Source organism: Pigmentiphaga sp. MLSB6-MA01, from assembly GCF_058793475.1.
The window spans coordinates 464417-488363 of sequence record NZ_JBXAFV010000002.1; the positions used below are offsets into that span (position 1 = coordinate 464417).

Sequence of the window (23947 nt, forward strand, 5' to 3'; positions counted from 1 at the left end):
TCCGTCACAGCTGTAGCAACGATACGTCGTAGTCCACCTCGCTCGCCATCAACCCCCTGAGCCTGGGGATATACGCGCGCGTATCGTCCACCCGCCAATGGAAGTGATAGTCCAGTTTCTGCAGCGGCGTACGGCTGGGCAATACACGCAGTATCCCCTTGTCCGTCAGCGGCCGCAGCCAGCCGCGGGGAAAGTAGCTGATACCCAGCCCCGCCGCGACCAGGCCAGCCATGCTGGACATGTTGTTGCAGGTCACAACCGCTGCATGCTCGCACCGCTGGCTTTTCATCCAAGCATCCAGGATGCGCCGTGCACCCGACCCCTTGCTCATGCTGATAATGGGCAGCTCGGCGATCGCGTCCTCGGCGCGGCGCGCCGATGGCGCCACGTCCGCCGCTATGGCCCAGACGAACTGCACCTGGGCCAGCCGCTGGGAATCAAGCTGGGGATGGGTCGAGCGCGAACCGATCATCGCGAAATCCAGCTCCCCTCCGATCAGCCTGGCTTCCAGTTCCCGCCCCAGTTCCACATAAGGCTCCAGCAGCAGATCGGGAAATTGTTTCTTGACCTTCGCGGCGAAGCGCGGCAGCCATGACGAGGCAGCGATCTCACCCACGCCGAAACGGCAACTGCCGCGCAGATCTCCTTCGGAACCGATGGTGGCGACGATGTGCTCGGCGCTGGTCAGCAGTTGCCGGGCATGCGGCAGCAAGGCCCGCCCCACGGGCGTGAGCCGGGCGCGGCGCTGATCGCGATCGAACAGTGTTTTCCCCAGGCAGGCCTCGAGTTCGCCTATGCGTTTCGAGAGCGAAGACTGCGACAGGTGCAGGCGCAGCGCCGCAGTCGCGAAACTCTCGCAGGTCGCAGCCCAGTAGAACGCTTCCAATTGCTTCAGTGTCACGTCTCGGCCTCTTTTTTAAATCCACTAAAAGCGATTTTTTATTATCGAATAAATTCGCTTTTTTTCATAAAAAAGTCATCCTAGAATTTCCGTCACCATTCTCTCTGACCCAGGACACAAGACATGAACGAGCAAAGCTCCTCACCCGCGGACAAGACCCCCGGCGCCGGCACGCCCGGCTGGCGGATACACACCGGGTTCGCCCGCGTCCCCAAGGAAGTCGCGGCCAGGGCCGCGCAGGTGCCGGTTGCCGTCATCGGCGACGTAAGCAATCGCCTGTTCTGCCTGTCCGCGGGTTTCGACAACTATTCGCGGGCTGCCCGAGGATTCGCGGGCCCCGCCTTCACCGTCAAGGTCCGCCCCGGCGACAACCTGTTCCTGCACAAGGCGCTGGACATTGCCCTGCCGGGCGATGTCATCGTCTGCGATGCGGGCGGCGCGCAGGAAAACGCCATCCTCGGGGAAATGATGGGCCGCTACGCCGCCAGCCGAGGCATCGGGGCCATCGTCATCAACGGCGCCATCCGGGACCGCGCCGGCCTGGCGTCGTTGCCCATCCCGGTTTATGCACTCGGCGTGACACCCAACGGCCCTTGGAAAAGCGGCCCGGGCGAGATCGGCTGTCCGGTGGTGACGGGGGGCGTGGCCATTGCGCCGGGAGACCTGGTCGTGGGAGACGAAGATGGCGTCATCATCCTGCCCCGCCAGGATGCGTCAACCGTGATCGAACGAGCCGAAGCCCACCATCGTGTCGAGATGACGTGGGCCGACCAGATCAGCCGGCATGCCTGGCCTCGCGGTTGGGTCGACCAAGCGATCGCCGCGCAGTCGTGAATCGCCAGGACATACGTCCGACAAGCATACCCATCAGGGAGGAGACATGAGACCCCACCACCGCCTGCTGCCGGCGCTCGCCCTGGCCAGCCTGGCATGCGCCTCGCACGCCGCGGATTACCCCGCGCATTCCGTGCAAATCATCGTGCCCCAATCACCAGGATCCGTGGCCGACATCATGGCGCGCGTGATGAGCAAGTCGCTGGGCAAACAGCTCGGACAAACCGTCGTCGTCATCAATCGACCCGGGGCCAGCGGCATCATCGGCGCCCAGGCTGTCGCCACGGCGCAGCCAGACGGCTATACCCTGCTGATTGGGTCGGTCAGCACGCACGGCCTGCTATCCGTCACGGAAAAACGCCTTTCCTACGACCCCCTCAAGGACTTCGAACCGATTTCCCAGATCAACGATTCGCCGCTCGCGCTCGTCGTGAATCCCGCCTCGGGAATCACCGCGCTCCAGCAACTGGTCGACAAGGCCAGAGCCGAACCCAAGCGCCTGGTTTACGCGTCCGCCGGCAACGGCAGCGGATCCCGCTTCGCGATCGAGCTGCTCCGCCTGGCAGGCAAGATAGACATGCTGCACGTGCCCTACCGCGCGCCGATGGAAGCGGTGATGGCGGTAGTCGCCGGGGAAGCCACGCTTGCCTCGCCGTCCGTGCCCAGCGTGCCCGCCCTGATCAAGTCCGGTCAGTTGCGGGCCTTGGCGGTGACCGGTACGCAACGGGCTTCCATGCTGCCCGATGTGCCCACGACCGCCGAAGCGGGGTACCCCAGCGTGGTCTTCACCAGTTGGACAGGGTTGTTCGCCCCGGCAGGCACCCCGCGTGCCATTGTGGTCAAGCTCAACAAGGCGGTCGAAGCCGCCCTCCAGGATCCCCAGGTGATCGAATCCATCACGAGCTCGGGCGCCACCCCCGTACGCAACTCACCCGAGGACTTCTCCCGCTTCGTCGCTGATGAAATGGCCAAGTGGCGCAAAGCCGGCACGGAGGCCGGCATCCAACCCACCGGCGCTTGACCGCGCCCATGGCCAGCAGGAGTTCCCTCATGCACGCTTCCCCATCCCCCCGGTTCGACACGATCATCTCGGCTGGCGCGCTTGCCGCCTTGCGGCACGGGCACCCTCGCGACGTTCTGATACTGGACTGCAGTTTCGAGCTCGCGGCTCCGCACGCGGGCCGGCGCGCCTACGACCGGGCACACCTTCCAGGGGCCCATTTCGTCGACGTCGAACACGTATTGAGCAAGAAGGGCCGCCCGGACCAGGGACGCCACCCGCTGCCGGACGCCGGCACGCTGGCCGGGCAACTGGAGAACCTGGGTGCCGCGGATGACATGCAGATCGTGGTCTACGACCGGAGCGCGGGCATGTTCGCCGCCCGCGCCTGGTGGCTGCTGCGATGGCTTGGCCACCGGGCCGTGGCCGTACTCGATGGTGGTTTCGACGCCTGGCAGGCGGCGGGTCTACCCACCACCACCGGCATGGCCTCCCCGCCCGCGCGCGGCACGCTCTCGCAACGCCCCGGCGACATGCCGACCATCGGGCGCACCGAGCTGCTGACTCACGTCCGAGCCGGAACGGCGATCGTGCTCGACGCCCGCAGCCCCGATCGCTTCCGGGGAGAAAACGAAACCATCGATCCTGTCGCCGGCCACATCCCCGGCGCGCGCAGCCGCTACTTCCAGGACAACCTGGATGCGCGGGGCCACTTCAAGCCGGCGGAGCAACTGGCCGAGGAATTGGGCGCATTGCTGGACGGATCGCGTCCGGTCGTCAGCCAGTGCGGCTCGGGCATCACGGCCTGCCACAACATTCTGGCGCTGGAGATCGCGGGCCTGCCTGGCGCGGCGCTTTACCCGGGCTCCTGGAGCGAATGGTGCGCCCATCCCGACCTGCCCGTGGCGGTCGGAACTTGAACGGCCCACCGGCCCCTCAGCCCTCGCCCCGCTCCCAGCGCCGGAGGGCCTCGTCATCGGACTCGCGCGCCTCGACCCAGCGTTCGCCGTGGCCGGTGGCCTCCTTCTTCCAGAACGGCGCCTGCGTCTTCAGGTAGTCCATGATGAACTCGCAGGCGGCGAAGCATTCGCCGCGATGGCGCCCGGCCACGCCCACGAACACGATCTGGTCGCACGCGCGCAGTGTCCCGACTCGATGGATGACGCGCACGGCATTGAGGGTCCAGCGCCGGCGCGCTTCATCCACGATGCCGGCCAGCGCCTTTTCGGTCATGCCCGGGTAATGCTCCAGCGTCATCGACGCCACCGCATCGCCTTCGTTGATGTCGCGGACCGTGCCGATGAAGGTCACGATCGCTCCCACCGAAGAATCGGCACGCAGGACCGAGATCTCGGCGCCGGCATCGAAATCCCGAGTCTGCACGCTGACTGTCATGGCACCCTGCCTCAGCCGCCCGTGACCGGCGGAAAGAACGCGACCTCGTCGCCGGCCTGCAAAGGTTCGGCGGCCTGGACCATGGCATGGTTGCGCGCGGCGCGCACGGCCTTCCCTGGCGCCAGCGCGGTGGCCCAGGCGCCGCCGCGGCCGGCCAGCCAGGACCGCAGGTCGCCCACGGTGCGCACCGTCTCGGGCAGTTCGGCCGCTTCCTTTTCCTGGCCCAGGACTTCGCGCAGCGACGCGAAATAAAGAATGTCGACGTTCATGGCTCAGCCCAACAATTCAGCGTAGCTGATGAATGACACCGTATCGCCTTTCCGGATCGTCTGTCCACCCGGGTTGTCGATCACCCCGTCGCCCCAGACCGTCGAGGTCAGCACCGCCGACAATTGATTGGGAAACAGATCAAGCCCGCCCTCTTCATTGCGGCGTACCCGCAGGAACTCGCGCCGCCGATCCGCCTTGGGCCAGTCGAAGTCGGCACGCATGGCGGTCCGCAGCGGCGCCGTGGCGCGCGCGCCGGCAAGCTTGAGCAGCAGCGGCTTGACCAGGAGACCGAAGGTCAGGAAGCTCGACACGGGATTGCCCGGCAGTCCGATGAAGACCGCCTCGCTGCCATCGTCGCGGCGCAGGCGGCCGAAGGCCAGCGGCTTGCCTGGCTTGATCGACAGGCTCCACATGTCCAGCCGCCCCAGCGACTCCACCGCCGGCTTGACATGGTCTTCCTCGCCCACCGACACTCCTCCGGTGGTGATGATCAGATCGTTGTCGCGGGCCGCGTCGCGCATCGCCTCGCGCGTGGCCTCGAAACTGTCCTGTACGGCGCCCAGATCGGCATGCTCGACCGGCAGCGCCCCCAACATGCCTTGCAGCAAGTAGCGGTTGGAGTTGTAGATCTTGCCGGGAGGCAGCGGCTCGCCCGGCGCGACCAGTTCGTCGCCGGTGGACAGCGTGGCCACGCGCAGCCTGGGCTGCACCGGCAGGCGGGGCACGCCCACCGAGGCGGCCAGTCCCACGTCCTGCGCCCGCAACCGCGTCCCGGCAAGCAGGATGCGGCTGCCGGCCTCGATGTCGCACCCCTTGGCGCGCACCCACGCGCCCGCCTCGACCGGCTTGGCGAACGCCACGCGGTCGCCCCGGACCTCGGCCTCTTCCTGCATGACGATGGCATCGGCACCCTCGGGGATCTCCGCGCCGGTGAAGATGCGCGCGGCCGTTCCGGCGGCCAGCGGCTGCGGCACGGCCCCCGCGGGAATGCGCTGCGACACGGCCACGCCGGCACCGAACAGCGCGGCATCCGCCGTGCGCACCGCGTAGCCGTCCATGGCGGAATTGTCGGCGGCCGGCACATTGATCGATGCCGTCACATCCGCGGCCAGGATACGGCCCGCGGCCCGCGCCAGCTCGACCTGTTCGGCAGGTCGTCCCAGCGGATCGACCGCCAGCAGGATCTCCAGGGCCTCATCCAGGGAAAGCAAGTTCGAACCAGGCTTCACATTCGACTCCTTCGCGGCCCGCCCCGGGCGCGCCGCACATATGCGACTCCGCCGTCAGACGGCGTCGGCGGCAATCAGGTCCTTGATGGTCTGCACGTCGCCATCCACGGTCCGCACACGCTGCGGCAGTTGCTCGATGTTCTCGAACCCCGCGGGACGCGGCGCCGGCTGCCCCAGGGCCTCCTCGATGGTGGCCGAGAACTTCACAGGCAGCGCCGTCTCGAGCACCAGCATGGGCACGCCCGGCTCGACGAAAGGCAGCGCCACCTTGACGCCATCGGCGGTATGCGGATCGATGACCACGCCCGTCTCGGCATGGACCTGGCGGATGGTGGCCAGCCGGTCGGCATGGGTGCTGGTGCCCGACACGAAGCCGTACTGCGCGAACTGCGGCTTGCAGGCCGACAGGTCGAACGAGCCCTGCGCCGCCAGTTCGTCCCACAACGCCTTCAGGCGCGCGGGATCGCGGCCCAGCAGGTCGTAGACGAAACGCTCGAAATTGGATGCCTTCGAGATGTCCATGGACGGGCTGGAGGTCTCGTAGGTTTCGCTCGAGGCGCGTGGGCGGTAGATGCCGGTGCGGAAGAATTCCTCCAGCACGTTGTTCTCATTGGTGGCCAGCACCAGGCGGCGGATGGGCAGGCCCATGCTGCGCGCGACGTGGCCCGCCAGGATGTTGCCGAAGTTGCCCGAGGGCACCGCGAACGACACCTGGGCCATGGGATCGGCCGCGCCTTCGGTGGCCAGCCTCCAGCCATGGAAGTAGTACACCACCTGGGCGGCGATGCGCGCCCAGTTGATGGAGTTGACGGCGCCGATGCGATGCGAGGTCTTGAACGCCAGATCGCCGCTGACCGCCTTGACGATGTCCTGGCAATCGTCGAACACGCCGTGCACGGCGAGGTTGTGGATGTTGGCATCCTGCAGCGAATACATCTGCGCGCGCTGGAAGGCGCTCATGCGGCCGGCGGGCGACAGCATGAACACCGCCACGCCCTGCTTGCCGCGCATCGCGTACTCGGCGGCCGAACCGGTGTCGCCCGAGGTGGCGCCCAGGATGTTCAGCGTCGTGCCGCGGCGCGCCAGCACGTACTCGAACAGATTGCCCAGGAACTGCATGGCCATGTCCTTGAAGGCCAGGGTCGGCCCTTCGGACAGGCCCAGCAGCGAGACGCCCGGCTTGAGCGACTCGAGCGGCTTGAGCGGCACGATGACCTCGCCGCCGAATACCTCGGGGCGGTAGGTCTTGCGCGTCAGCTCGCGCAAGTCCTGCTCGGGAATATCCGTGATGAACAGCTTGAGCACTTCGTACGCCAGGTCGGCATACGACAGCGAGCGCCACGCCTGGAGCTGCTCGGGCGTGACCTGCGGAATGGACTCCGGCACGGCCAGGCCGCCGTCGGGGGCCAGCCCTTCCAGCAGGACGTCGGTGAACGTTTGCGGCGCCATGCCGCCACGGGTCGAAAGGTATCTCATACTGTCAGTCTTCCATGATGCTGCGCCCCCTGAGGCGCCGCGGATCAGGCTCCGCCGGTCCGCCAGCGCCGCCCCCTCGAGGGGGCGGCAGGCGGGTTGGGGGTGGGCTGCCTCTACTCCAGGTTTTCGATGCGCAGGCGCGTAACGGCCGACACTACGGTGGGCAGCGCCTCGATGCGGGCGATGGCGGCGTTGACGTTGCGCTCCAGCGCCTCGTGGGTCAGGAAAATGATGTCCGCCTGGGTGGCGTCCTCGCGCGGCTTCTGGATCATGGACACGATGGAGATCGAGGCGTCGGCCAGGATGCGCGTGATGTCGGCCAGCACGCCCGGCTGGTCGGTCGCCGCCAGCCGCAGGTAATACGACGTGGTGATGTCCTCGATCGACAGCATGGGACGGTCGGTGATGGCATCCGGCTGGAAGGCCAGGTGCGGCACGCGGTGCTCGGGATCGGCCGTATGCAGGCGCGTCACGTCCACCAGGTCGGCGACCACCGCCGAGGCGGTGGGCTCTTCGCCCGCGCCCTGGCCGTAGTACAGCGTCGCACCCACGGCATCGCCCTTGACCATGACCGCGTTCATCGCGCCTTCCACGTTGGCCATCACGCGCCGGGAGGCGATCAGGGTCGGATGCACGCGCAGCTCGATGCCCTCGGGACGCGCCTTGGTGATGCCCAGCAGCTTGATGCGGTAGCCGAGTTCCTCGGCGTAGCGGATGTCTTCCTGCGCCAGCCTGGAAATGCCCTCGATGTGGGCCTTGTCGAAGCGGATCGGCACACCGAACGCGATGGACGACAACAGCGTGAGCTTGTGCGCGGCATCCACGCCTTCGATGTCGAAGGTCGGGTCGGCCTCGGCATAGCCCAGGCGCTGCGCCTCGGCCAGCACCTCCGAGAACGGCAGGCCGCGGGCCCGCATCTCGGTCAGGATGAAGTTGGTGGTGCCGTTGATGATGCCCGCCACCCATTCGATCTGGTTGGCCGACAGGCCTTCGCGGATGGCCTTGATGATGGGGATGCCGCCGGCCACGGCGGCCTCGAAGGCGACCATGACGCCCTGCTCGCTGGCGCGGGCGAAGATCTCGTTGCCGTGCTTGGCCAGCAGGGCCTTGTTGGCGGTGACGACGTGCTTGCCATGGGCGATGGCTTCCAGGACGAGTTCGCGGGCCAGGGTGTCGCCGCCTATCAGTTCGACCACGATGTCGATGTCGGGATCGCGGACGATCTGGAACGGATCGGCGACGACTTCGGCGGCTTCGCCGACGCGGGACTTCGCCTTGGCGACATCGCGGGCCGAAACCTTGGTCGCGACGATGTGGCGGCCGGCGCGGCGGGCGATTTCTTCGGCATTGCGGGCGAGGACCTTGAAAGTACCGCCGCCTACGACGCCCAGGCCCAGGAGGCCTACTCGGATGGGTTCCATTGTGTTTCCGGGCAATACAGGGTTCTTCGAAAACATCCCCGCCCTGGCGTTGGCGCGCTCCGGCCCGCCGCGTCGGCGCCGCCGGAGGGGGCGGGATGCGGCAGTATGCTGCGCAGGGGGGCGGGAATCGCCGGCCACGGCTGCGGGGCTGGCAATCCTCCAGTGTAACGGACTCCGGGGGCAAGCGTCAGCGCGCCGCGGACGGGGTCGGCGCCGTGTTCGCCGAAGTCGATGCCGGACGGTATGGCCGCTCGGCCGTGATGTTGGATACCGGGGGAGGAAGGCGTTTGATGCGCGGGAGTTCCCGGGAGAGACCACGGCAAGTCCACGATTCCTCGCGGGGCGGGCATTTATAATAGTCCAAGGCCGGGAGGAAATTGTGGCGTTCGCGCATCCGTCCCGGCCGCCCGCTGGCGTATAGTCTGCCTATCCTCCCGTCGATCCGGAGCCGACCATTTGAAGTTGCATTCCGACCCTGCCTCGGCGCTGAATACCGTGACCGCCTATGGTGACGGATACGTCGAAGTCAACCGCGTCCGTTTCGAACACGCCGTCGTGTTCGGCCCCGAGGGCGATATCGTCGCCTGGCCCGTAGCCTCCTTCGAAGACGTCGATACCTCCGCGATGGAATACCTGGAGCGCCCGGCCGCGCCCTCCCAGCCGGAAGTCGTATTGATCGGCACCGGCGCCCGCCAGCGCTTCCTGTCCCCCTCGCTGCTGCGCCCGCTGCTGAAGGCCGGCGTGGGCGTCGAGATGATGGACACCTTGGCGGCTTCGCGCACCTACAACATCCTGATGGCCGAAGGGCGCCGCGTCGTCGCGGCACTGATACCCGCCTGACGATGCGCCGCCCTTCTCGCCTACCCCCCACTTTCCCGGAGTTCCACGCATGAGCACTGCCATCGGGCGCGCCGCCCCCGCCTTCACGGCCCCCAGCACCGACGGCGACCTGTCGCTGAAGGACCTGAAGGGACGCATCGTCGTCATGTACTTCTACCCGCGCGACAACACGCCTGGCTGCACGACCGAAGGCCAGAATTTCCGCGACCGCTACGCCGACTTCCAGGCTGCCGGCGCCGAGATCCTGGGCGTTTCCCGCGACACGCTGGCCTCGCACCAGAAATTCAAGGAAAAACAGGGCTTTCCGTTCCCGCTCGTTGCCGACCCGGACGAAACCCTGTGCGAACTGTACGGTGTCATGAAAATGAAGAACATGTATGGCAAGCAGGTACGCGGCATCGAACGCAGCACCTTCCTGATCGACGCGCAAGGCAAGCTGCGCCAGGAGTGGCGCGGCGTCAAGGTGCCCGGCCATGTCGATGCCGTGCTCGAAGCCGTGCGCGGGCTGGCCTGAAGAGGCGGCGTTGCCTCCCGTCCCGTTTTTCTTCCTGCGCATATATCGTACGCCGGCAGGCGTACGATATATGCAATGGAGGATGCAGTATCGTTGAGCTTCCCTACTGAGGAGATTCGCGCTCATGCCGCTTCCCAAGATGCCCACCCGGCCCGCAGCAATCCTGTCCTTCCCCTCGGGTGAACCAGCGCGCCCCGCAGCCCGCGGCAAACGTACCGAAGCCGAACCCCGACCGCCCTCCTCCGAGATCCGTGACCTCCAGCCCCAGTTGGAAGGCATCCAGGCCGCTCCGGCCAAGACGGCCCGCAAGACTGCCGCCAAATCCAAGGCCGGCACCCTGCTGACCCCCGCGCCGCAGGCCGAGGCCCCCATCGTCGCGCGCGCGCCGCAGCCCGCGTCCGCGCCCGCCCCGGCTCCCGCCGCCGGCAAGGCCGTGGCCAGGTCCGTCCCCAGGCGCAAGGCAAAATCGACCAGGCCGGAAGTCGCCAAGCTGTTCGTGCTCGACACCAACGTCCTGATGCATGATCCGAGTTCGCTGTTCCGTTTCGAGGAGCACGATATCTTCCTGCCGATGATGACGCTGGAAGAACTGGACAACCACAAGAAGGGCATGTCCGAAGTCGCGCGAAACGCCCGCCAGGTCAGCCGCTCGCTGGACGAACTGGTCAGCGACATCGGCGACATGGACGCCGGCATCCCGCTGAGCAAACTGGGCAACCGCGACGCCCTGGGCCGGCTGTACCTGCAGACGACCCTGCTGTCGGCCGCGCTGCCGTCGGGCCTGCCCGTGGGCAAGGCCGACAACCAGATCCTGGGCGTGGTGCGCGCCCTGCAGGAACGCTTCCCCGACCGCGAGGTCGTGCTGGTGTCCAAGGACATCAACATGCGCGTCAAGGCGCGCGCGCTGGGGCTGCCGGCCGAGGACTACTTCAACGACCAGGTCCTGGAAGACTCCGACCTGCTCTACACCGGCGTGTTGCAGTTGCCCGACGACTTCTGGGACAAGCACAGCAAAGGCATGGAGTCCTGGCAACAGGGCGGCAGCACCTTCTACCGGATCACCGGGCCGCTTTGCGCGCAGTTCGCCGTCAACCAGTTCGTCTATTTCGAAGGCAGCATGCCGCTGTACGCGCAGGTCAAGGAGGTCAACGGCAAGACCGCCGTGCTCCAGACGCTGCGCGAATACACCCACAGCAAGAACAGCGTCTGGGGCATCACCGCGCGCAACCGCGAGCAGAACTTCGCGCTCAACCTGCTGATGAACCCGGACTGCGACTTCATCTCGCTGCTGGGCCAGGCCGGCACCGGCAAGACGCTGCTGGCGCTGGCCGCGGGCCTCACGCAGGTGCTCGAGACCAAGCGCTACACCGAGATCATCATGACCCGGGTCACGGTGCCGGTGGGCGAGGACATCGGTTTCCTGCCAGGCACCGAGGAAGAGAAGATGCTGCCCTGGATGGGGGCGCTGGAAGACAACCTCGACGTGCTGAACATGGGTGACGGCGAAAGCGGCCATGGCGGCGACTGGGGGCGCGCCGCCACCATGGACCTCATCCGCTCGCGGGTGAAGGTCAAGTCGCTGAACTTCATGCGCGGCCGCACCTTCCTGAACAAGTTCCTGATCATCGACGAGGCGCAGAACCTCACGCCCAAGCAGATGAAGACACTGATCACCCGCGCCGGCCCCGGCACCAAGGTGGTCTGCCTGGGCAACATCGCGCAGATCGACACCCCCTACCTGACCGAGGGCAGTTCCGGCCTGACCTACGTGGTGGACCGCTTCAAGGGCTGGCCGCACTCGGGCCACGTGACCCTTCAGCGGGGCGAACGCTCGCGGCTGGCCGACTACGCGGCCGAGGTGCTGTGACATGCGGCGCGACCCGGAGGCCGTCGCGGACGAAGCCTGCGACGGCTACCTGCGTGCCATCTGGAACGCGACGGGAAGCGCCGCGCTTCCCCCCGGCATCGCGTGGCTCGGGGCGGGCAGCCTGCCGTCCATCTTCCCGGTCACCGATCTCGCGGCCGCGGCCGTCGGCGCGGCGGGGCTGGCCGTTGCCGAACTGATCGGGCACCGGCACGGCCATCGGCCCGCGGTGGCGGTCGACCGGCGGCTGGCCTCGTTCTGGTTCGAGACATCGTTGCGGCCGGCAGGCTGGAAACTGCCCGCCGCGCGCGACCCCGTTACCGGCGATTACGAAACCACCGATGGCTGGATACGGCTCCACGCCAACGCGCCGCACCATCGCGACACCATCCTGCGCGTGCTGGGCTGCCACGGCAACCACGACAGCGTGGCACGGGCGGTCGCGGCGTGGAACGCCCTGGATCTCGAGAACGCAATCGTCGAGGCCAAGGGTTGCGCCGCGCAGATGCGTTCCCAGGAAGCCTGGGCGGCGCATCCCCAGGGGGCCGCGGTGTCGGGCGAACCGCTGCTGTGGCGCAAGCCGGCGCACGCCGCCGAAGCACCCGCCTGGGCCCTTGCCCCGGACCGTCCGCTGCGGGGCGTGCGCGTGCTGGACCTGACCCGCATCATCGCGGGACCGGTGGCCACGCGCTTCCTGGCGGGCTACGGCGCGGAAGTCCTGCGGCTGGATCCCCCCGGGTGGGACGAACCGGTCGCCGCCCCCGAGCTGACGCTGGGCAAACGCTGCGGCCGCATCGACCTTCGCTCCACGGAAGGCCGGCGCCTGTTTCGCCAGTTGCTGCGCGACGCCGACGTGCTGGTGCATGGCTATCGTTCGGATGCCCTGGGCGCCCTGGGGTTCGATGCGGAGCAGCGGCGCCGCATCAACCCCGGCCTGGTCGATGTGTCACTGGACGCGTACGGATGGACCGGCCCCTGGAAGGCTCGCCGCGGATTCGACAGCCTGGTGCAGATGAGCTGCGGCATCGCGGATGCGGGCATGCGCGCGCTGGGCCGGGCCCGGCCCACCCCGCTGCCGGTCCAGGCGCTGGACCATGCCACGGGCTACCTGCTGGCCACCGCGGCGATACGCGGCTTGACCGAACGCGTGCGTACCGGCTGCGGCGGCGAGGCCCGCGCCTCCTTGGCGCGCACGGCGGCCCTGCTGGTGCAGGGCATGGAGCAAACGGACACCGCGCCCCTCGTTCCCGAAACCCGTGACGACTGCACCATGCCCTCGGAAACGACGGCCTGGGGCCGGGCACGGCGCGTCAAGACTCCGCTCGCGGTAACCGGCGCCCCCATGGCCTGGGACATTCCGGCCGGCCCGCTGGGCGCCTCGCCAGCGTCGTGGCGGGCCTAGCGCCGGCATCCTGGGCCCGCTGGCACTAGAGCTCGATCCACTCTCGCCTGACCGGGACGTCCGCGCGCAAGGCCGCCGGGGTTCCCGCGAACACCACCGCGCCGTGCCCCAGCACATACGCACGATCGGCAATGTCCAGCGCGAAATCCAGCTTCTGCTCGATCAGCAGGATCGCCATGCCCTGGCGGCGCAGTTCGGCCAGGCAGGCCGCCAGCTGCGCCACCACCTGCGGCGCCAATCCTTCGGCTGGCTCGTCCACGAGCATCAACGCGGGATCGCCCATCAGCGTGCGGCCCAGGGCCAGCATCTGCTGCTCGCCTCCCGACAGGTACTGCGCCTGGACGCCGGCCCGCCGCGCCAGCGGCGGAAAAAGCCGGTATACCTCGGCGCGGGTCCAGCGTCCCGGTCTTGCCGCCTTCTGGCCCAGCACGAGATTCTGCTCGACCGTCATGCCCGGAAAAACGTCCCGGCTTTCCGGCACATAGCCGATACCCCTGCGCGCGATCTCGAACGTGCGCAGCGCGCCGATATCCTGGCCGCACCAGAGGTACCGGCCGCGCCGCTCGACCAGTCCCATGACGGCGCGCGCCAGGGTGGAGCGGCCCGCGCCATTGCGCCCCAGCAGCGCGACGATCTCGCCCGGCGCCACGTGCAGGTCGACGCCTTGCAGGACATGGGCCCGGCCATACCAGGCATGGGCGCCGCGGAGTTCCAGGCAGCGGTTCATTCCAGCTCCGGCGCGGCACCGCCCAGGTAGGCCTGGCGGACCGCCTCGTCCGCGCGTATGCGATCGGGTGTGCCGGTTGCGATCAGTTCGCCCTGGACCATGACCGAAATACGATCGGACAGGCCGAAAACCACCTGCATGTCATGCTCGACGATCAGCACGGTTCTCCCCCGACAGGTATCGCGTATCAGTTCCATCATCCGCGTCGTCTCGGCGCGGCTCATCCCGGCCGTCGGTTCGTCCAGCAGCACGACGCGCGCGTCGGTCGCCAGCACCATGCCCAACTCCAGGGCGCGCTGCTCCGCGTAGCTCAATTCGCCCGCCTGCCGATCCGCGCGCGGCTCCAGGCCGAGCTGCGCCATGACCTGGCGCGCCCGTTGCGCCACCCCGTATCCGCGATCCAGCGCGCGCCACCATTGGTAGCCCAGTCCCCCGGTACGCATGGCGGCACAGCGCAGGTTGTCGAATACCGACATGCGGCCGAAGACATTGGCCACCTGGAAACTGCGCGACAGGCCGGACCTGGCCATGCGATGCGCCGCCAGCCCGGTGACGTCGCGGCCATGCAGGCGCACCCTGCCCGCCGAGGGCGGCGTCAGGCCCGATATCACATTGAACAGGCTGGACTTGCCGGCCCCGTTGGGACCGATCAAGGCATGGAACTCGCCCGCGGCGACACGCAGGGTGACATCGTCCAGCACCTGGACATGGCCGTATCGCTTGCCCACGCCCTCAAGCTCCAAGGCATCGGAGCCGGGCCCGGCCTGTGCGTCATGCATCGCATTCCCCCGGCGACGCCGCCGCCCTGCCCCGGCCCCGGAACAGGATGACGGCGCCCGGCGCCAGCAGCGCACCGGCCGCCGCCCATGGCAGGGCCGCGGACGGATCCAGCGTCAGGCCGAACCAGGACACGGCCGCCGGGCCGCCGGCCCCGTGGACGCGTCCATAGGCCAATTCGATCGCCAGGCTCAGTCCGGCGCACCCACCCAACGCGCCGGCGGCCGCCCAGCCTCTCGGGCGCAGCCAACCGGCCAGTTCGCGCCGGGCGACGAGCCGTGCCGCGTCGCGGGCGCCCCCCGCCAATCCTCCCGGCAGGACCAGCACGACGGCGGCAAAGACAAGCCCCAGGTACAACTGCCAGGCCCCGGTATGGCGCGACAGCGCCACCGAGAAAAACGTCACGACCACCGCGCCGGCCACGGGCCCCAGGAACAGGCCGCTGCCGCCCACCACCACCGCCAGCAGCACCGCCCCCGACCGCAAGGCGCCCAGGCTGTCGGCACTGGCGATTTCCAGATTGAGCGCCATCAACCCACCCGCCACCCCGGCGAAGAACCCCGCCATCGTCAGCATCAGATAGCGTACACGGTGGGGGTCATAGCCGATGAAAGCCACGCGCTGCGGGTTGTCCCGGACGGCGTTGGCAAGCTTGAGCAAAGGCGTCCGGCCAAGCGCATGGATCGCCAACGCGCCGGCGACCGTCCATGCCGCGGTCAGGTAATAGACATGGAGGTCGGAACCCAGGCTCCATTCGGGCCAGAGGCCGGCGGCGAATGCCGGACCGGCCGTACGGTCCGCCGTCAGCCCCCCCTCTCCGCCAAACCACTCCGGCAGCACGCCCGCCGCGGCATGGACCAGCTCTCCCACTGCCAGCGAAATCATCGCGAACGGCGTTCCGCCACGGCGCGTGGTCGGATACCCGATCAGCGCGGCGAACCCCGCCCCCGCCAGCCCCCCCGCCACGGGCAGCAGCACGACCGGGAAAACCAGCATCCCCGACTCCACCGCGCGCAGGAGGTGAATGACGGCATATCCTCCCAATCCCGCGTAGACGGCGTGTCCGAACGACAGCATCCCCGTCTGTCCCAGCAACAGGTTGTACGACAATGCGAACAGCGCCATGGCGCACATCTGCGACATCAGGCCCAGCTGGAAACCGCCGCCAAAGGCCAGCGGCGCCAGCGCCAGCAGCGCCAGCCCCACGGCCAAGCCCATCCGGGATGCCCCTCCCTCGGCGGGCGCGCTCATGTTTCGCGCATGCCCATGAGGCCGCGCGGCCGCCAGGCCAGGACCACCACCATCAACAGATAGGGCAGCACCGGCGCGACGCGGGACAGGGGCCATGCCGCCAGCGTCCTGGCCGCGTCCGCCGCGCCCAGCCACGATGCCGGCGCGGCCAGGGACCAGGCGGACCCCACGGCCAGAGTCTGCAGCAATCCGATCAGCAGGCTGGCCCAGAACGCGCCCGCCAGCGATCCCAGGCCGCCCACCACCGTCACGACGAAAACGATGGGGCCCAGCGCCTGAGCCATGCCCGGTTCAGTCACGAACACACTGCCGCCGATCGCACCCGCCATGCCGGCCAGCAGGCACCCGGCGCCGAACACCAGCATGAACACGCGGGGCACGTCGTGCCCCAGCGCCTGCGCCGTGGCGGGATGACTGATCGCGGCGCGGACGATCAAACCGGCGCGCGTGCGCGTCAGGCCCCACCACAACCCCGCCAGCATCAGCCCCGCGGCCAGCGCGACCACCAGGCGGTGCACGGGAAAAACGTACCCGTCCAGGCTGAAGAGCGGCTCGCCCCAGGCGGCCGGCATGCGGTAGGGCACGGCGGACCTGCCCCATGCCAATTGCACCAGTTCGGCGATGACCATGGCCAGCGCGAACGTGAACAGCAGCTCCGCCACGTGCCCCCGGCCGCGCAGGCGGCGCAGCGCCAGCCGCTCGACCGCGGCGCCAGCCAGCCCCACCAGCACCGGCGCAATGAACAGGGCAACCCAGAATGCCGCGCCGGCGCTCAGGGCCGGCGACAGCGCGCCGGCCACGGCATGCGCCGCGTAGGCGCCCAGCATGTAGAAGCTGGCGTGCGCGAAGTTGATGATGCCCATCATGCTGAAGATCAGCGTCAGCCCGGACGAAAGCATGAAAAGCAGCAGCCCGTAACTGAGGCCGTTCAACAGCGAAACGATGAGCCCGTCCAAGCCATACTCCGAGCGGACCGCGCGGCCGGAACGGCGGCCGTACGGGAGAAAGGGGAAACAAGAAAACGACGGCAAATAGGTTAACCTTGATTGATACCCGGCGTGAGGCCGGACCGCCAATCACCTGATCCCACGTCGTGAAGCTTGCCAGCACTCTGCAGTCCCTTCGCACCGACAACTCGTTTGCCGCGCTGCCGGACGGGTTCTACTCGCTCGTGTCGCCGCAGCCTCTGGACGCCCCCTGGCTGGTACATGCCAACCCCGAGGCCGCCGCGCTGATCGGCCTCGCGCCCGAGGCCCTGGCCACTCCCGAATTCCTGTCCGTGTTTTCCGGCGCCAGCCCCCTGCCCGGCGGCACCCCGCTGGCGGCTGTCTACAGCGGCCATCAATTCGGCGTCTGGGCCGGACAACTGGGCGACGGCCGCGCGCTGCTTCTCGGCGAAGTGGCTGGCCCCGGCGGCAACTGGGAACTGCAGCTCAAGGGATCGGGCCTGACGCCCTATTCGCGCATGGGCGACGGCAAGGCCGTGCTGCGTTCGTCGGTGCGCGAGTATCTCGCATCGGAAGCCATGCATGGCCTGGGCATCCCGACCACGCGCGCGCTGGCGCTGATCGCCTCCGACGATCCGGTCATCCGTGAAACGGTCGAGACCGCCGCCGTCGTCACCCGCATGTCCCCCAGCTTCGTGCGCTTCGGCTCGTTCGAGCATTGGGCCAGCCGCCAGCGGTCCGACCTGCTGCGCATCCTGGCCGATTACGTGATCGACCGTTTCTATCCCGAGTGCCGGCCGGCTCCGGCCGGCGTCGCCGACACCGAGGCCGGCCCCTACCTGCGGCTGCTGGCGTCGGTCACGCGCAAGACCGCCGCGCTCATGGCGGATTGGCAGGCGGTGGGTTTCTGTCATGGCGTCATGAATACCGACAACATGTCCATACTGGGGCTGACGCTGGACTACGGCCCGTACGGATTCATGGACGGCTTCGACGCCCATCATGTCTGCAACCACTCGGACACGGCCGGACGCTACGCCTGGGATGCCCAACCTGCGGTCGGGCATTGGAACCTGTACCGCCTGGCGGGCGCGCTGATGCCGCTGGTCCAGGACGAGGATGCGCTGCGCGCCGTCCTGGCCGGCTACGAGAGCGCCTTCCTGACGGCCTTCCATCGGAAGATGGCCGCCAAGCTGGGCCTCGGGCAATGGCAGGCCGGCGATGACGAACTCCTGAACGGCCTCTGGTCCGTCATGCACCAGAACCGCGCCGATTTCACCCTGAGCTTCCGGCGCCTGGCCGACGTGGCCGCCACTGGGGACACCCCCCCGGCACCGGGCGTCGAAACCTTCGAGGACCTGTACACCGACCGCGAAGCCGCCCGCGCCTGGCTCGCCACCTATCGCGCCCGCATCACGCAGGATGCGCGGCCCGGCGCCGAACGCGCCGCGGCCATGAACCGCGTCAATCCGCTGTACGTGCTGCGCAACCACCTGGCGGAATTGGCGATCCGCGCCGCCAGAGACCGGGATACCGGCGAGATCGACCGCCTGATGCGGCTGTTGCGCGACCCCTATACCGAACAGCCCGGCCACGAAAGCTATGCCCGCGTACCGCCCGATTGGGCGGGCACTCTGCAAGTCAGTTGTTCTTCATGAGGTAGACCATGTCCGACCGGCCCAAAGTCACGAAATCCGACGCCGAATGGCGCACCCTGCTCACGCCCATGCAATACGCCGTGGCGCGCGAGAAGGCGACCGAGCGCGCGTTCACCGGCGAGTACTGGAGTCATCGCGAACCCGGCATCTACCGCTGCGTGGCCTGCGGCACGCCGCTGTTCGCCTCGGATACCAAGTTCGAATCCGCCTGCGGCTGGCCCAGCTACTTCGCCCCCCTCGATCCCGACAACGTGCGCGAGGAAGTCGACACTACCCATGGCATGGTCCGCACCGAAATCCTGTGCAATGTCTGCGACGCGCACCTGGGGCACGTCTTCGAGGATGGCCCGCCACCGACGGGACTGCGCTATTGCATCAATTCAGTCTCGCTCAAATTCGAGCCGGTGTAGGGGATCGCCGCTAAGCGCTTCGCGCGCCCCAGGGGGCGACGCGGGTGGACCGGCAGAGCCGGATCCGCCTCCTCCTGGGTCTGGGTAGGGTAGGTTAAGCTGCGAGCTGCAGGGTGAACCGTGGGGCGGGTTTTTTGTCCCACTCTGGCGTGTTTTCTTTTCGACGATTCGATGAAATTACTTTTCGACCTTTTCCCGCTGGTCCTTTTCTTTGCCGCGTACAAGTTCGCCGACATCTATGTCGCGACAGGCGTGGCCATGGCGGCCAGCGTGCTGCAGATCGTCTGGCTGCTGGTACGGCGCCGGAAGATCGAGCCCATGCACTGGATCAACCTGGCCATCATCGTGGTGTTCGGGGGCGCGACGCTGTTCCTGCACGACGAAGTCTTCATCAAGTGGAAACCCACCGTGCTGTACTGGCTGTTCGCGGTGGTGCTGGCCGGTGGCCAGTTGCTGTTCAAGCGCAATTTCCTGCGCAGCATGCTGGGCGCGCAGATCCAGTTGCCCGACACGGTATGGAACCGGCTCAACCTTGCCTGGGTGACGTTCTTCGCCGCGGTGGGCGGCCTGAACCTCTACGTGGCCTACCACTGGCCCACCGAGACCTGGGTCAGCTTCAAGGTGTTCGGCATCTTCGGGCTCCTGCTGGTATTCGTCGTCCTGCAATCGTTCTACCTGGGCCGCCACATGAAACCCGTCCAGGAAGCCTCCGCCGCGGACATCGCCAAGCGCGAAACAGATGCCGGGGCCGAGCGCTCATGAACGCCGACCGCATGGCATGGATACGACAGCGCCTGCAGGGCCTCGACCCCGTCACGCTGGACGTCCAGGACGAATCCCACCTGCATGCCGGGCACGCCGGCGCGGCCGGCGGCGCGGGTCACTTCCGGCTACGCATTGTTTCGCCCCGTTTCGCGGGGCTCAACCGGGTTGCCCGGCATAGGCTGGTGTATGATCGATTGGCAGACTTGATGCCAACGCACATCCACGCGCTGGCGCTCCAGGCGCTGACACCAGAAGAAAATTCCGCACCAACCACTTGAGCCCGGTATCTTTTCAACCGACCTCACTCCCCTCCCTACCTTCAAGGACTTCCATACATGAAGCGTGTTTTGATGATGGCTGCCGCGCTGACCCTGGCCGCTCCGGTTTTTGCGCAGAACGCCGCCGTGGTCAACGGCAAGGCCATCCCCTCGTCTCGCGTGGACCAATTCGTCAAGCTGCTGACCAAGCAGGGCCAACCCGACTCGCCCCAACTGCGCGAGCAGATCCGGGAAGAACTGATCAACCGCGAAATCTTCCTGCAGGAAGCCGACAAGCGCGGCATCGCCAAGCAGCCCGAAGTCCAGGCCGAAATCGACCTGACCCGCCAGAGCGTGCTGATCCGCGGACTGTTCAATGACTTCCTGGCCAAGAACCAGGTTTCCCCGCAGGACATCCAGGCCGAGTACGACCGCGTCAAGAGCGCCCAGGGCGACAAGGAATACCAGGCCCGCCACATCCTGGTCGAAAGCGAGGCCCAGGCCAAGGACATCATCGCCCAGTTGAAGAAGGGTGCGAAGTTCGAAGACCTGGCCAAGCAGTCCAAGGACCCCGGCTCGGCCGCCAACGGCGGCAGCCTGGATTGGGCGCCGTCCAGCACCTACGTCAAGCCGTTCGCCGACGCGCTGGCCGCCCTGCAGAAGGGCCAGACCACCGAAGCGCCGGTGCAGACCCAGTTCGGCTGGCATGTCATCCGCCTGGACGACGTGCGCCCGGTCCAATTCCCGCCGCTGGAGCAACTGCGCCCGCAAATCGAGGAATCCCTGCGCCAGGCCAAGCTGCGTGATTTCCAGACCAGCCTGCGCGAAAAGGCCAAGATCCAATAAGCTTGTTGGATTCAACCAACAAAAAATGAAGTCCTGATAATTAAATTTTCAACAATCAGGGTTTCCCTTAGTTGATCCTGGTGCCCCGTAAGACCACTGCCTGCGAGCATGGGTTACGGGGCATTTTTCTTTTCATGGCCCCAGGCAACATCTGAGATTCGTCACTCCGCCCCCCTCTTAGGTTGCAATTAAGTAACAAAACCCTAGCGCCAAGCACAACACATTTTTATTGCAAGGGAATTAACTATTGGCACCCCAGGGGCTTTCTGGTGAAATTCTTCGAGATTTCTTCACAGCAAGTACATCGCGTAGAAATCGTAAGCAAGGCGGGGGGCCTGTCTTGGGGGAAAGCAGCGGTCATGCTGTCTTCCGATTCGCCCCTTCGGCTTATCGAGTTACTCACTCCGCTGGAGACCTATTTAAATGAAGAAGACCCTTCTTGCCGCCTCGCTGCTGGCTGGCTTCGCAGGTGCCGCTCAAGCGCAAAGCAACGTCACGCTGTACGGTTTGGTTGACGCCGGCTTCAACTACACGAAACTCGAAGGCCAATCGAGCCGCACCGGCATCGACAGCGGCCTGCAGGGCCAGTCGCGCTGGGGTATCCGCGGTTCGGAAGACATCGGCGGTGGTCTGAAGGCCATTTTCACCCTGGAAAACGGCTTCACCGTTGACAACGGCCAACAAACCCAAGGCCGCCTGTTCGGTCGCTACGCTTTCGTCGGCCTGGAAAGCGCCGCCGCTGGCCGCGTGACCCTGGGCCGTACCACGAACCTGGCGTTCATGTGGGCCGCCGGCATCGCCAACCCCTTCGGCCTGAGCTTCAGCAGCGCCACCGTCGGCAGCACCTTCGGCTACAACGACGCCGATCTGGGCCTGGGTCGTGTCAACAACTCGATCTACTACTACTCGCCCAACTTCTCCGGCTTCCAAGGCGCCATCGGTTACAGCTTCCAGTCGAACCCCGACACGGAAGTCGCCGGCAGCAAGAACAACGACCGCCTGGTCGACCTGGGCTTGAAGTATGACAACGGTCCCCTGAAGGCCGTGGTCACGTACCAGTACCTGAACCCGTCGCAGCTGACCGCCAACAACGGCAAGTTCAAGAACCTGACCCTGGGTGCCAACTACGACTTCGGCGTCGTGGCTGTCTACGCCGGCTACGCCAATGCCAAGGGCATCCGTACCGTCAACGGCTACAACGGTGCCATCAACGCCACGTCCGCGGACTTCACCAAGGACAACGCCTACACGATCGGCCTGAGCGCTCCTCTGGGACCTGGCAAGGCCTACGCTGCCTACCAGAAGGCCACCAAGTCGAAGACCGACAACTGGGCCATCGGCTACACCTACGACCTGTCGAAGCGTACCAACCTGTACGCCTTCTACGTCGACGGCAACGTGCGTAACTTCGCCACCAAGCAAGACCTGAGCAACCGCCAGTTCGCTCTGGGCCTGCAACACCGCTTCTAAGCACCTGATGCCGGTCTGACCGGCTTCTACGGGGCTCCGGCCCCGGTGCGACCAAGCATGAAGAACCCCGCCACGCGCGGGGTTCTTTTTTGGGCGGACTCCAGCCCGAAAACCTCCCCTGGCCCGCCGGCGTTGCCAGATGTAACACCTCTCCGCCCTCCTGTTGCGCCAACAGCGACAAGCCCAATCGGTTTAGACAGAATCGCAACACTGCCGAATATCGCAGCAGATTTATCAGTTGGCACCCTTAATCCTTTCTGGTGAAATTTCCTCAGATTTCTTCGCAGCCTAAGCAGCATCGCCTGGAAATCGGGACCAAGACGGCGGCTGTACCCCGCAGGCGCTGGCCCAGGCCAGCCCCCCACCGGAACGTCAGCCACCTTGTCGGCGTGTTTTTCAGCTGGAGACCAAGTAATGAAGAAAACCCTACTCGCGACTGCCCTGCTGGCCGGTTTTGCAGGTGCCGCGCATGCACAGAGTTCCGTGACGCTGTACGGCCTGGTCGATGCGGGCTTCGACTACCGCAAGGTGGACGGCAAGACCATCTCAGGTATCGACAGCGGTCTGATGAGCCAGTCCCGTTTCGGATTGCGCGGCTCGGAGGATTTGGGTAACGGCCTGAAGGCCATCTTCACCCTGGAAAACGGTTTCACGGTGGATGACGGCCAGCAGACCCACGGCCGCCTATTCGGCCGCTATGCCTACGTCGGCCTCGATAGCAACAGCCTGGGCCGCCTGACCCTGGGCCGCACCACCAACCTGGCCTTCATGTGGGCCGCCGGCATCGTCAACCCCTTCGGCCTGAATTTCAGCACCGCCAGCATCGGCAGCACCTTCGCCTATAACGATGCCGTCATGGGTGGCGGCCGGGTCAACAACTCGGTCTACTACTACAGCCCCTCGTTCTACGGCGTTCAGGCTGCGGTCGGCTATAGCTTCAACGCCTTCGCCAACCCGACCAGCGGTGAGACCGAAGCTCCCCAGAGCGGCAAGAACAACCGCATGATCGACGCCGGCCTGAAGTACGAAAACGGCCCGATCAAGGGCGTGCTGACCTACCAGCAGGTGGAGTCGCCGCTGCCCGGCACCAAGACCTTCCGCAACCTGACCCTGGGCGCCACCTACGATTTCGGCGTTGCCGCCGTCTTCGCCGGGTATGCCAAGGCCAAGAACATCACCGGCGCCTACCTGAACGGCTACAACAGCGTCGTGGCGACCGGCGGCCAGTTCACGGACGACAACGCCTATACCCTCGGCGCCAGCGCCCCGATCGGCCCCGGCAAGCTGTACGCTGCCTGGCAAAAAGCGACCAAATCCAAGGTCGACGGCTGGGCGCTCGGCTACACCTACGACCTGTCCAAGCGCACCAATCTGTACGCGTTCTACGCCGACAACGACGTGCGCAACTTCGACCAGAACCGCGATATGACCTATCGCCAACTGGGCGTCGGCCTGCAACACCGCTTCTAAGAAAAAGGGCCGCCAGGCGGCCCCTATGCCGGCAGCCCAGGCTGCCGGCCCTCGCACCCCGGGCGTTGCCCGGGGTTTTTATTTTTCCGTGCTTCTCATCCAGATCCAGGGTGCTGGGGGATCCGGCTTTGCCGGTCCGCCAGCACCGCCCCCCTGGGGGGGGCGCGTCAGCGCGCAGGGGGAGCCTCACTCCAGCCGTCCAGCGGCGCGCGTTGCGGAACAT

General features: G+C 66.8%; 24 protein-coding genes. 14 read left to right on the plus strand and 10 right to left on the minus strand.

The window, feature by feature from the left end; all coding sequences use genetic code 11:
• Window positions 1–4 precede the first annotated feature (4 nt).
• Window positions 5–901, minus strand: a complete 897-nt coding sequence (locus tag AC1Q6E_RS05375) for a LysR family transcriptional regulator (protein WP_152797479.1) — start codon at window positions 899–901, stop codon at window positions 5–7.
• 123 nt (window positions 902–1024) lie between these two features.
• On the opposite strand from AC1Q6E_RS05375, the gene AC1Q6E_RS05380 reads away from it, so the two are divergent.
• The 3 genes from AC1Q6E_RS05380 to AC1Q6E_RS05390 are packed head-to-tail and all read left to right on the plus strand — an operon-like array spanning window position 1025 to window position 3655.
• Window positions 1025–1735: an RraA family protein gene (locus AC1Q6E_RS05380; protein ID WP_152797478.1), complete on the plus strand. Its 711-nt coding sequence runs from the start codon at window positions 1025–1027 to the stop codon at window positions 1733–1735.
• 46 nt (window positions 1736–1781) lie between these two features.
• Entirely contained in the window at window positions 1782–2756 is a 975-nt protein-coding gene (locus AC1Q6E_RS05385; RefSeq protein WP_492572344.1) for a Bug family tripartite tricarboxylate transporter substrate binding protein, read from the plus strand.
• Window positions 2757–2785: 29 nt separating this feature from the next.
• A complete protein-coding gene (locus AC1Q6E_RS05390; RefSeq protein WP_152797476.1) occupies window positions 2786–3655 on the plus strand; it encodes a sulfurtransferase in 870 nt (289 codons plus the stop codon).
• Window positions 3656–3671: 16 nt separating this feature from the next.
• On the opposite strand, the gene moaE is transcribed toward AC1Q6E_RS05390, so the two are convergent.
• From moaE to AC1Q6E_RS05415, 5 genes are all read right to left on the minus strand, one after another.
• Window positions 3672–4130 carry a molybdopterin synthase catalytic subunit MoaE gene (moaE, locus tag AC1Q6E_RS05395; protein WP_152797475.1) on the minus strand — a complete coding sequence of 153 codons (459 nt, stop codon included), beginning with the start codon at window positions 4128–4130 and terminating at the stop codon, window positions 3672–3674.
• An 11-nt stretch (window positions 4131–4141) separates the two neighbouring features.
• The gene (gene moaD, locus AC1Q6E_RS05400; protein ID WP_296561245.1) at window positions 4142–4399 is read right to left on the minus strand and encodes a molybdopterin converting factor subunit 1; all 258 of its coding nucleotides are present in this window, start codon (window positions 4397–4399) and stop codon (window positions 4142–4144) included.
• A 3-nt stretch (window positions 4400–4402) separates the two neighbouring features.
• Window positions 4403–5629, minus strand: a complete 1227-nt coding sequence (locus tag AC1Q6E_RS05405; RefSeq protein WP_296561247.1) for a molybdopterin molybdotransferase MoeA — start codon at window positions 5627–5629, stop codon at window positions 4403–4405.
• Between the two features lie 54 nt (window positions 5630–5683).
• Window positions 5684–7105 (minus strand): threonine synthase, encoded by a 1422-nt coding sequence (thrC, locus tag AC1Q6E_RS05410; protein WP_152797473.1) that lies wholly within the window; start codon window positions 7103–7105, stop codon window positions 5684–5686.
• A 113-nt stretch (window positions 7106–7218) separates the two neighbouring features.
• Window positions 7219–8526, minus strand: a complete 1308-nt coding sequence (locus tag AC1Q6E_RS05415) for a homoserine dehydrogenase (protein WP_152797472.1) — start codon at window positions 8524–8526, stop codon at window positions 7219–7221.
• 456 nt (window positions 8527–8982) lie between these two features.
• Here AC1Q6E_RS05415 and AC1Q6E_RS05420 point away from each other — a divergent pair, with 456 nt between their 5' ends.
• From AC1Q6E_RS05420 to AC1Q6E_RS05435, 4 genes are all read left to right on the plus strand, one after another.
• Window positions 8983–9366, plus strand: a complete 384-nt coding sequence (locus tag AC1Q6E_RS05420; RefSeq protein ID WP_152795983.1) for an Mth938-like domain-containing protein — start codon at window positions 8983–8985, stop codon at window positions 9364–9366.
• A 49-nt stretch (window positions 9367–9415) separates the two neighbouring features.
• Window positions 9416–9880, plus strand: coding sequence for a peroxiredoxin (locus tag AC1Q6E_RS05425; protein WP_152795981.1), 465 nt, complete (start codon window positions 9416–9418; stop codon window positions 9878–9880).
• 124 nt (window positions 9881–10004) lie between these two features.
• Window positions 10005–11747, plus strand: coding sequence for a PhoH family protein (locus tag AC1Q6E_RS05430; RefSeq protein ID WP_492572345.1), 1743 nt, complete (start codon window positions 10005–10007; stop codon window positions 11745–11747).
• Between the two features lies 1 nt (window position 11748).
• On the plus strand, window positions 11749–13146 hold the full coding sequence (locus AC1Q6E_RS05435; RefSeq protein WP_492572346.1) for a CoA transferase: 1398 nt from the start codon (window positions 11749–11751) through the stop codon (window positions 13144–13146).
• A gap of 25 nt (window positions 13147–13171) precedes the next feature.
• Here AC1Q6E_RS05435 and AC1Q6E_RS05440 read toward each other — a convergent pair whose 3' ends face one another.
• The 4 genes from AC1Q6E_RS05440 to AC1Q6E_RS05455 are packed head-to-tail and all read right to left on the minus strand — an operon-like array spanning window position 13172 to window position 16857.
• Complete coding sequence (locus AC1Q6E_RS05440; protein ID WP_152795975.1) at window positions 13172–13873, minus strand: ABC transporter ATP-binding protein; 702 nt, start codon at window positions 13871–13873, stop codon at window positions 13172–13174.
• The gene (locus tag AC1Q6E_RS05445; RefSeq protein WP_296561255.1) at window positions 13870–14652 is read right to left on the minus strand and encodes an ABC transporter ATP-binding protein; all 783 of its coding nucleotides are present in this window, start codon (window positions 14650–14652) and stop codon (window positions 13870–13872) included. Before AC1Q6E_RS05445 ends, AC1Q6E_RS05440 begins: the two co-directional genes overlap by 4 nt.
• Window positions 14645–15901 (minus strand): branched-chain amino acid ABC transporter permease, encoded by a 1257-nt coding sequence (locus tag AC1Q6E_RS05450; RefSeq protein ID WP_492572347.1) that lies wholly within the window; start codon window positions 15899–15901, stop codon window positions 14645–14647. Before AC1Q6E_RS05450 ends, AC1Q6E_RS05445 begins: the two co-directional genes overlap by 8 nt.
• A complete protein-coding gene (locus AC1Q6E_RS05455; protein ID WP_152795061.1) occupies window positions 15898–16857 on the minus strand; it encodes a branched-chain amino acid ABC transporter permease in 960 nt (319 codons plus the stop codon). Before AC1Q6E_RS05455 ends, AC1Q6E_RS05450 begins: the two co-directional genes overlap by 4 nt.
• Before the next feature lie 137 nt (window positions 16858–16994).
• On the opposite strand from AC1Q6E_RS05455, the gene AC1Q6E_RS05460 reads away from it, so the two are divergent.
• From AC1Q6E_RS05460 to AC1Q6E_RS05490, 7 genes are all read left to right on the plus strand, one after another.
• Entirely contained in the window at window positions 16995–18506 is a 1512-nt protein-coding gene (locus tag AC1Q6E_RS05460; protein ID WP_296561262.1) for a protein adenylyltransferase SelO, read from the plus strand.
• An 8-nt stretch (window positions 18507–18514) separates the two neighbouring features.
• Window positions 18515–18916: a peptide-methionine (R)-S-oxide reductase MsrB gene (msrB, locus tag AC1Q6E_RS05465; RefSeq protein ID WP_152795063.1), complete on the plus strand. Its 402-nt coding sequence runs from the start codon at window positions 18515–18517 to the stop codon at window positions 18914–18916.
• Window positions 18917–19087: 171 nt separating this feature from the next.
• Complete coding sequence (locus tag AC1Q6E_RS05470) at window positions 19088–19678, plus strand: septation protein A (RefSeq protein WP_152795065.1); 591 nt, start codon at window positions 19088–19090, stop codon at window positions 19676–19678.
• Window positions 19675–19959, plus strand: coding sequence for a BolA family protein (locus AC1Q6E_RS05475; protein WP_152795067.1), 285 nt, complete (start codon window positions 19675–19677; stop codon window positions 19957–19959). Before AC1Q6E_RS05470 ends, AC1Q6E_RS05475 begins: the two co-directional genes overlap by 4 nt.
• Window positions 19960–20016: 57 nt before the next feature.
• The gene (locus AC1Q6E_RS05480) at window positions 20017–20784 is read left to right on the plus strand and encodes a peptidylprolyl isomerase (protein WP_152795069.1); all 768 of its coding nucleotides are present in this window, start codon (window positions 20017–20019) and stop codon (window positions 20782–20784) included.
• 423 nt (window positions 20785–21207) lie between these two features.
• Window positions 21208–22254, plus strand: coding sequence for a porin (locus AC1Q6E_RS05485; protein WP_152795071.1), 1047 nt, complete (start codon window positions 21208–21210; stop codon window positions 22252–22254).
• Between the two features lie 414 nt (window positions 22255–22668).
• Window positions 22669–23724 (plus strand): porin, encoded by a 1056-nt coding sequence (locus AC1Q6E_RS05490; RefSeq protein ID WP_152795073.1) that lies wholly within the window; start codon window positions 22669–22671, stop codon window positions 23722–23724.
• Window positions 23725–23947 lie beyond the last annotated feature (223 nt).

Bases quoted from the DNA above. Each gene is read 5' to 3' on its own strand.
- AC1Q6E_RS05415 (WP_152797472.1), bottom strand. From the start codon at position 8,526: ATGGAACCCATCCGAGTAGGCCTCCTGGGCCTGGGCGTCGTAGGCGGC.
- AC1Q6E_RS05430 (WP_492572345.1), top strand. From the start codon at position 10,005: ATGCCGCTTCCCAAGATGCCCACCCGGCCCGCAGCAATCCTGTCCTTC.
- msrB (WP_152795063.1), top strand. From the start codon at position 18,515: ATGTCCGACCGGCCCAAAGTCACGAAATCCGACGCCGAATGGCGCACC.
- AC1Q6E_RS05480 (WP_152795069.1), top strand. From the start codon at position 20,017: ATGAAGCGTGTTTTGATGATGGCTGCCGCGCTGACCCTGGCCGCTCCG.
- AC1Q6E_RS05425 (WP_152795981.1), top strand. From the start codon at position 9,416: ATGAGCACTGCCATCGGGCGCGCCGCCCCCGCCTTCACGGCCCCCAGC.
- AC1Q6E_RS05470 (WP_152795065.1), top strand. From the start codon at position 19,088: ATGAAATTACTTTTCGACCTTTTCCCGCTGGTCCTTTTCTTTGCCGCG.
- moaD (WP_296561245.1), bottom strand. From the start codon at position 4,399: ATGAACGTCGACATTCTTTATTTCGCGTCGCTGCGCGAAGTCCTGGGC.
- AC1Q6E_RS05445 (WP_296561255.1), bottom strand. From the start codon at position 14,652: ATGCATGACGCACAGGCCGGGCCCGGCTCCGATGCCTTGGAGCTTGAG.
- AC1Q6E_RS05450 (WP_492572347.1), bottom strand. From the start codon at position 15,901: ATGAGCGCGCCCGCCGAGGGAGGGGCATCCCGGATGGGCTTGGCCGTG.
- AC1Q6E_RS05485 (WP_152795071.1), top strand. From the start codon at position 21,208: ATGAAGAAGACCCTTCTTGCCGCCTCGCTGCTGGCTGGCTTCGCAGGT.
- AC1Q6E_RS05385 (WP_492572344.1), top strand. From the start codon at position 1,782: ATGAGACCCCACCACCGCCTGCTGCCGGCGCTCGCCCTGGCCAGCCTG.
- AC1Q6E_RS05435 (WP_492572346.1), top strand. From the start codon at position 11,749: ATGCGGCGCGACCCGGAGGCCGTCGCGGACGAAGCCTGCGACGGCTAC.
- AC1Q6E_RS05490 (WP_152795073.1), top strand. From the start codon at position 22,669: ATGAAGAAAACCCTACTCGCGACTGCCCTGCTGGCCGGTTTTGCAGGT.
- AC1Q6E_RS05440 (WP_152795975.1), bottom strand. From the start codon at position 13,873: ATGAACCGCTGCCTGGAACTCCGCGGCGCCCATGCCTGGTATGGCCGG.
- AC1Q6E_RS05475 (WP_152795067.1), top strand. From the start codon at position 19,675: ATGAACGCCGACCGCATGGCATGGATACGACAGCGCCTGCAGGGCCTC.
- AC1Q6E_RS05380 (WP_152797478.1), top strand. From the start codon at position 1,025: ATGAACGAGCAAAGCTCCTCACCCGCGGACAAGACCCCCGGCGCCGGC.
- AC1Q6E_RS05390 (WP_152797476.1), top strand. From the start codon at position 2,786: ATGCACGCTTCCCCATCCCCCCGGTTCGACACGATCATCTCGGCTGGC.
- thrC (WP_152797473.1), bottom strand. From the start codon at position 7,105: ATGAGATACCTTTCGACCCGTGGCGGCATGGCGCCGCAAACGTTCACC.
- moaE (WP_152797475.1), bottom strand. From the start codon at position 4,130: ATGACAGTCAGCGTGCAGACTCGGGATTTCGATGCCGGCGCCGAGATC.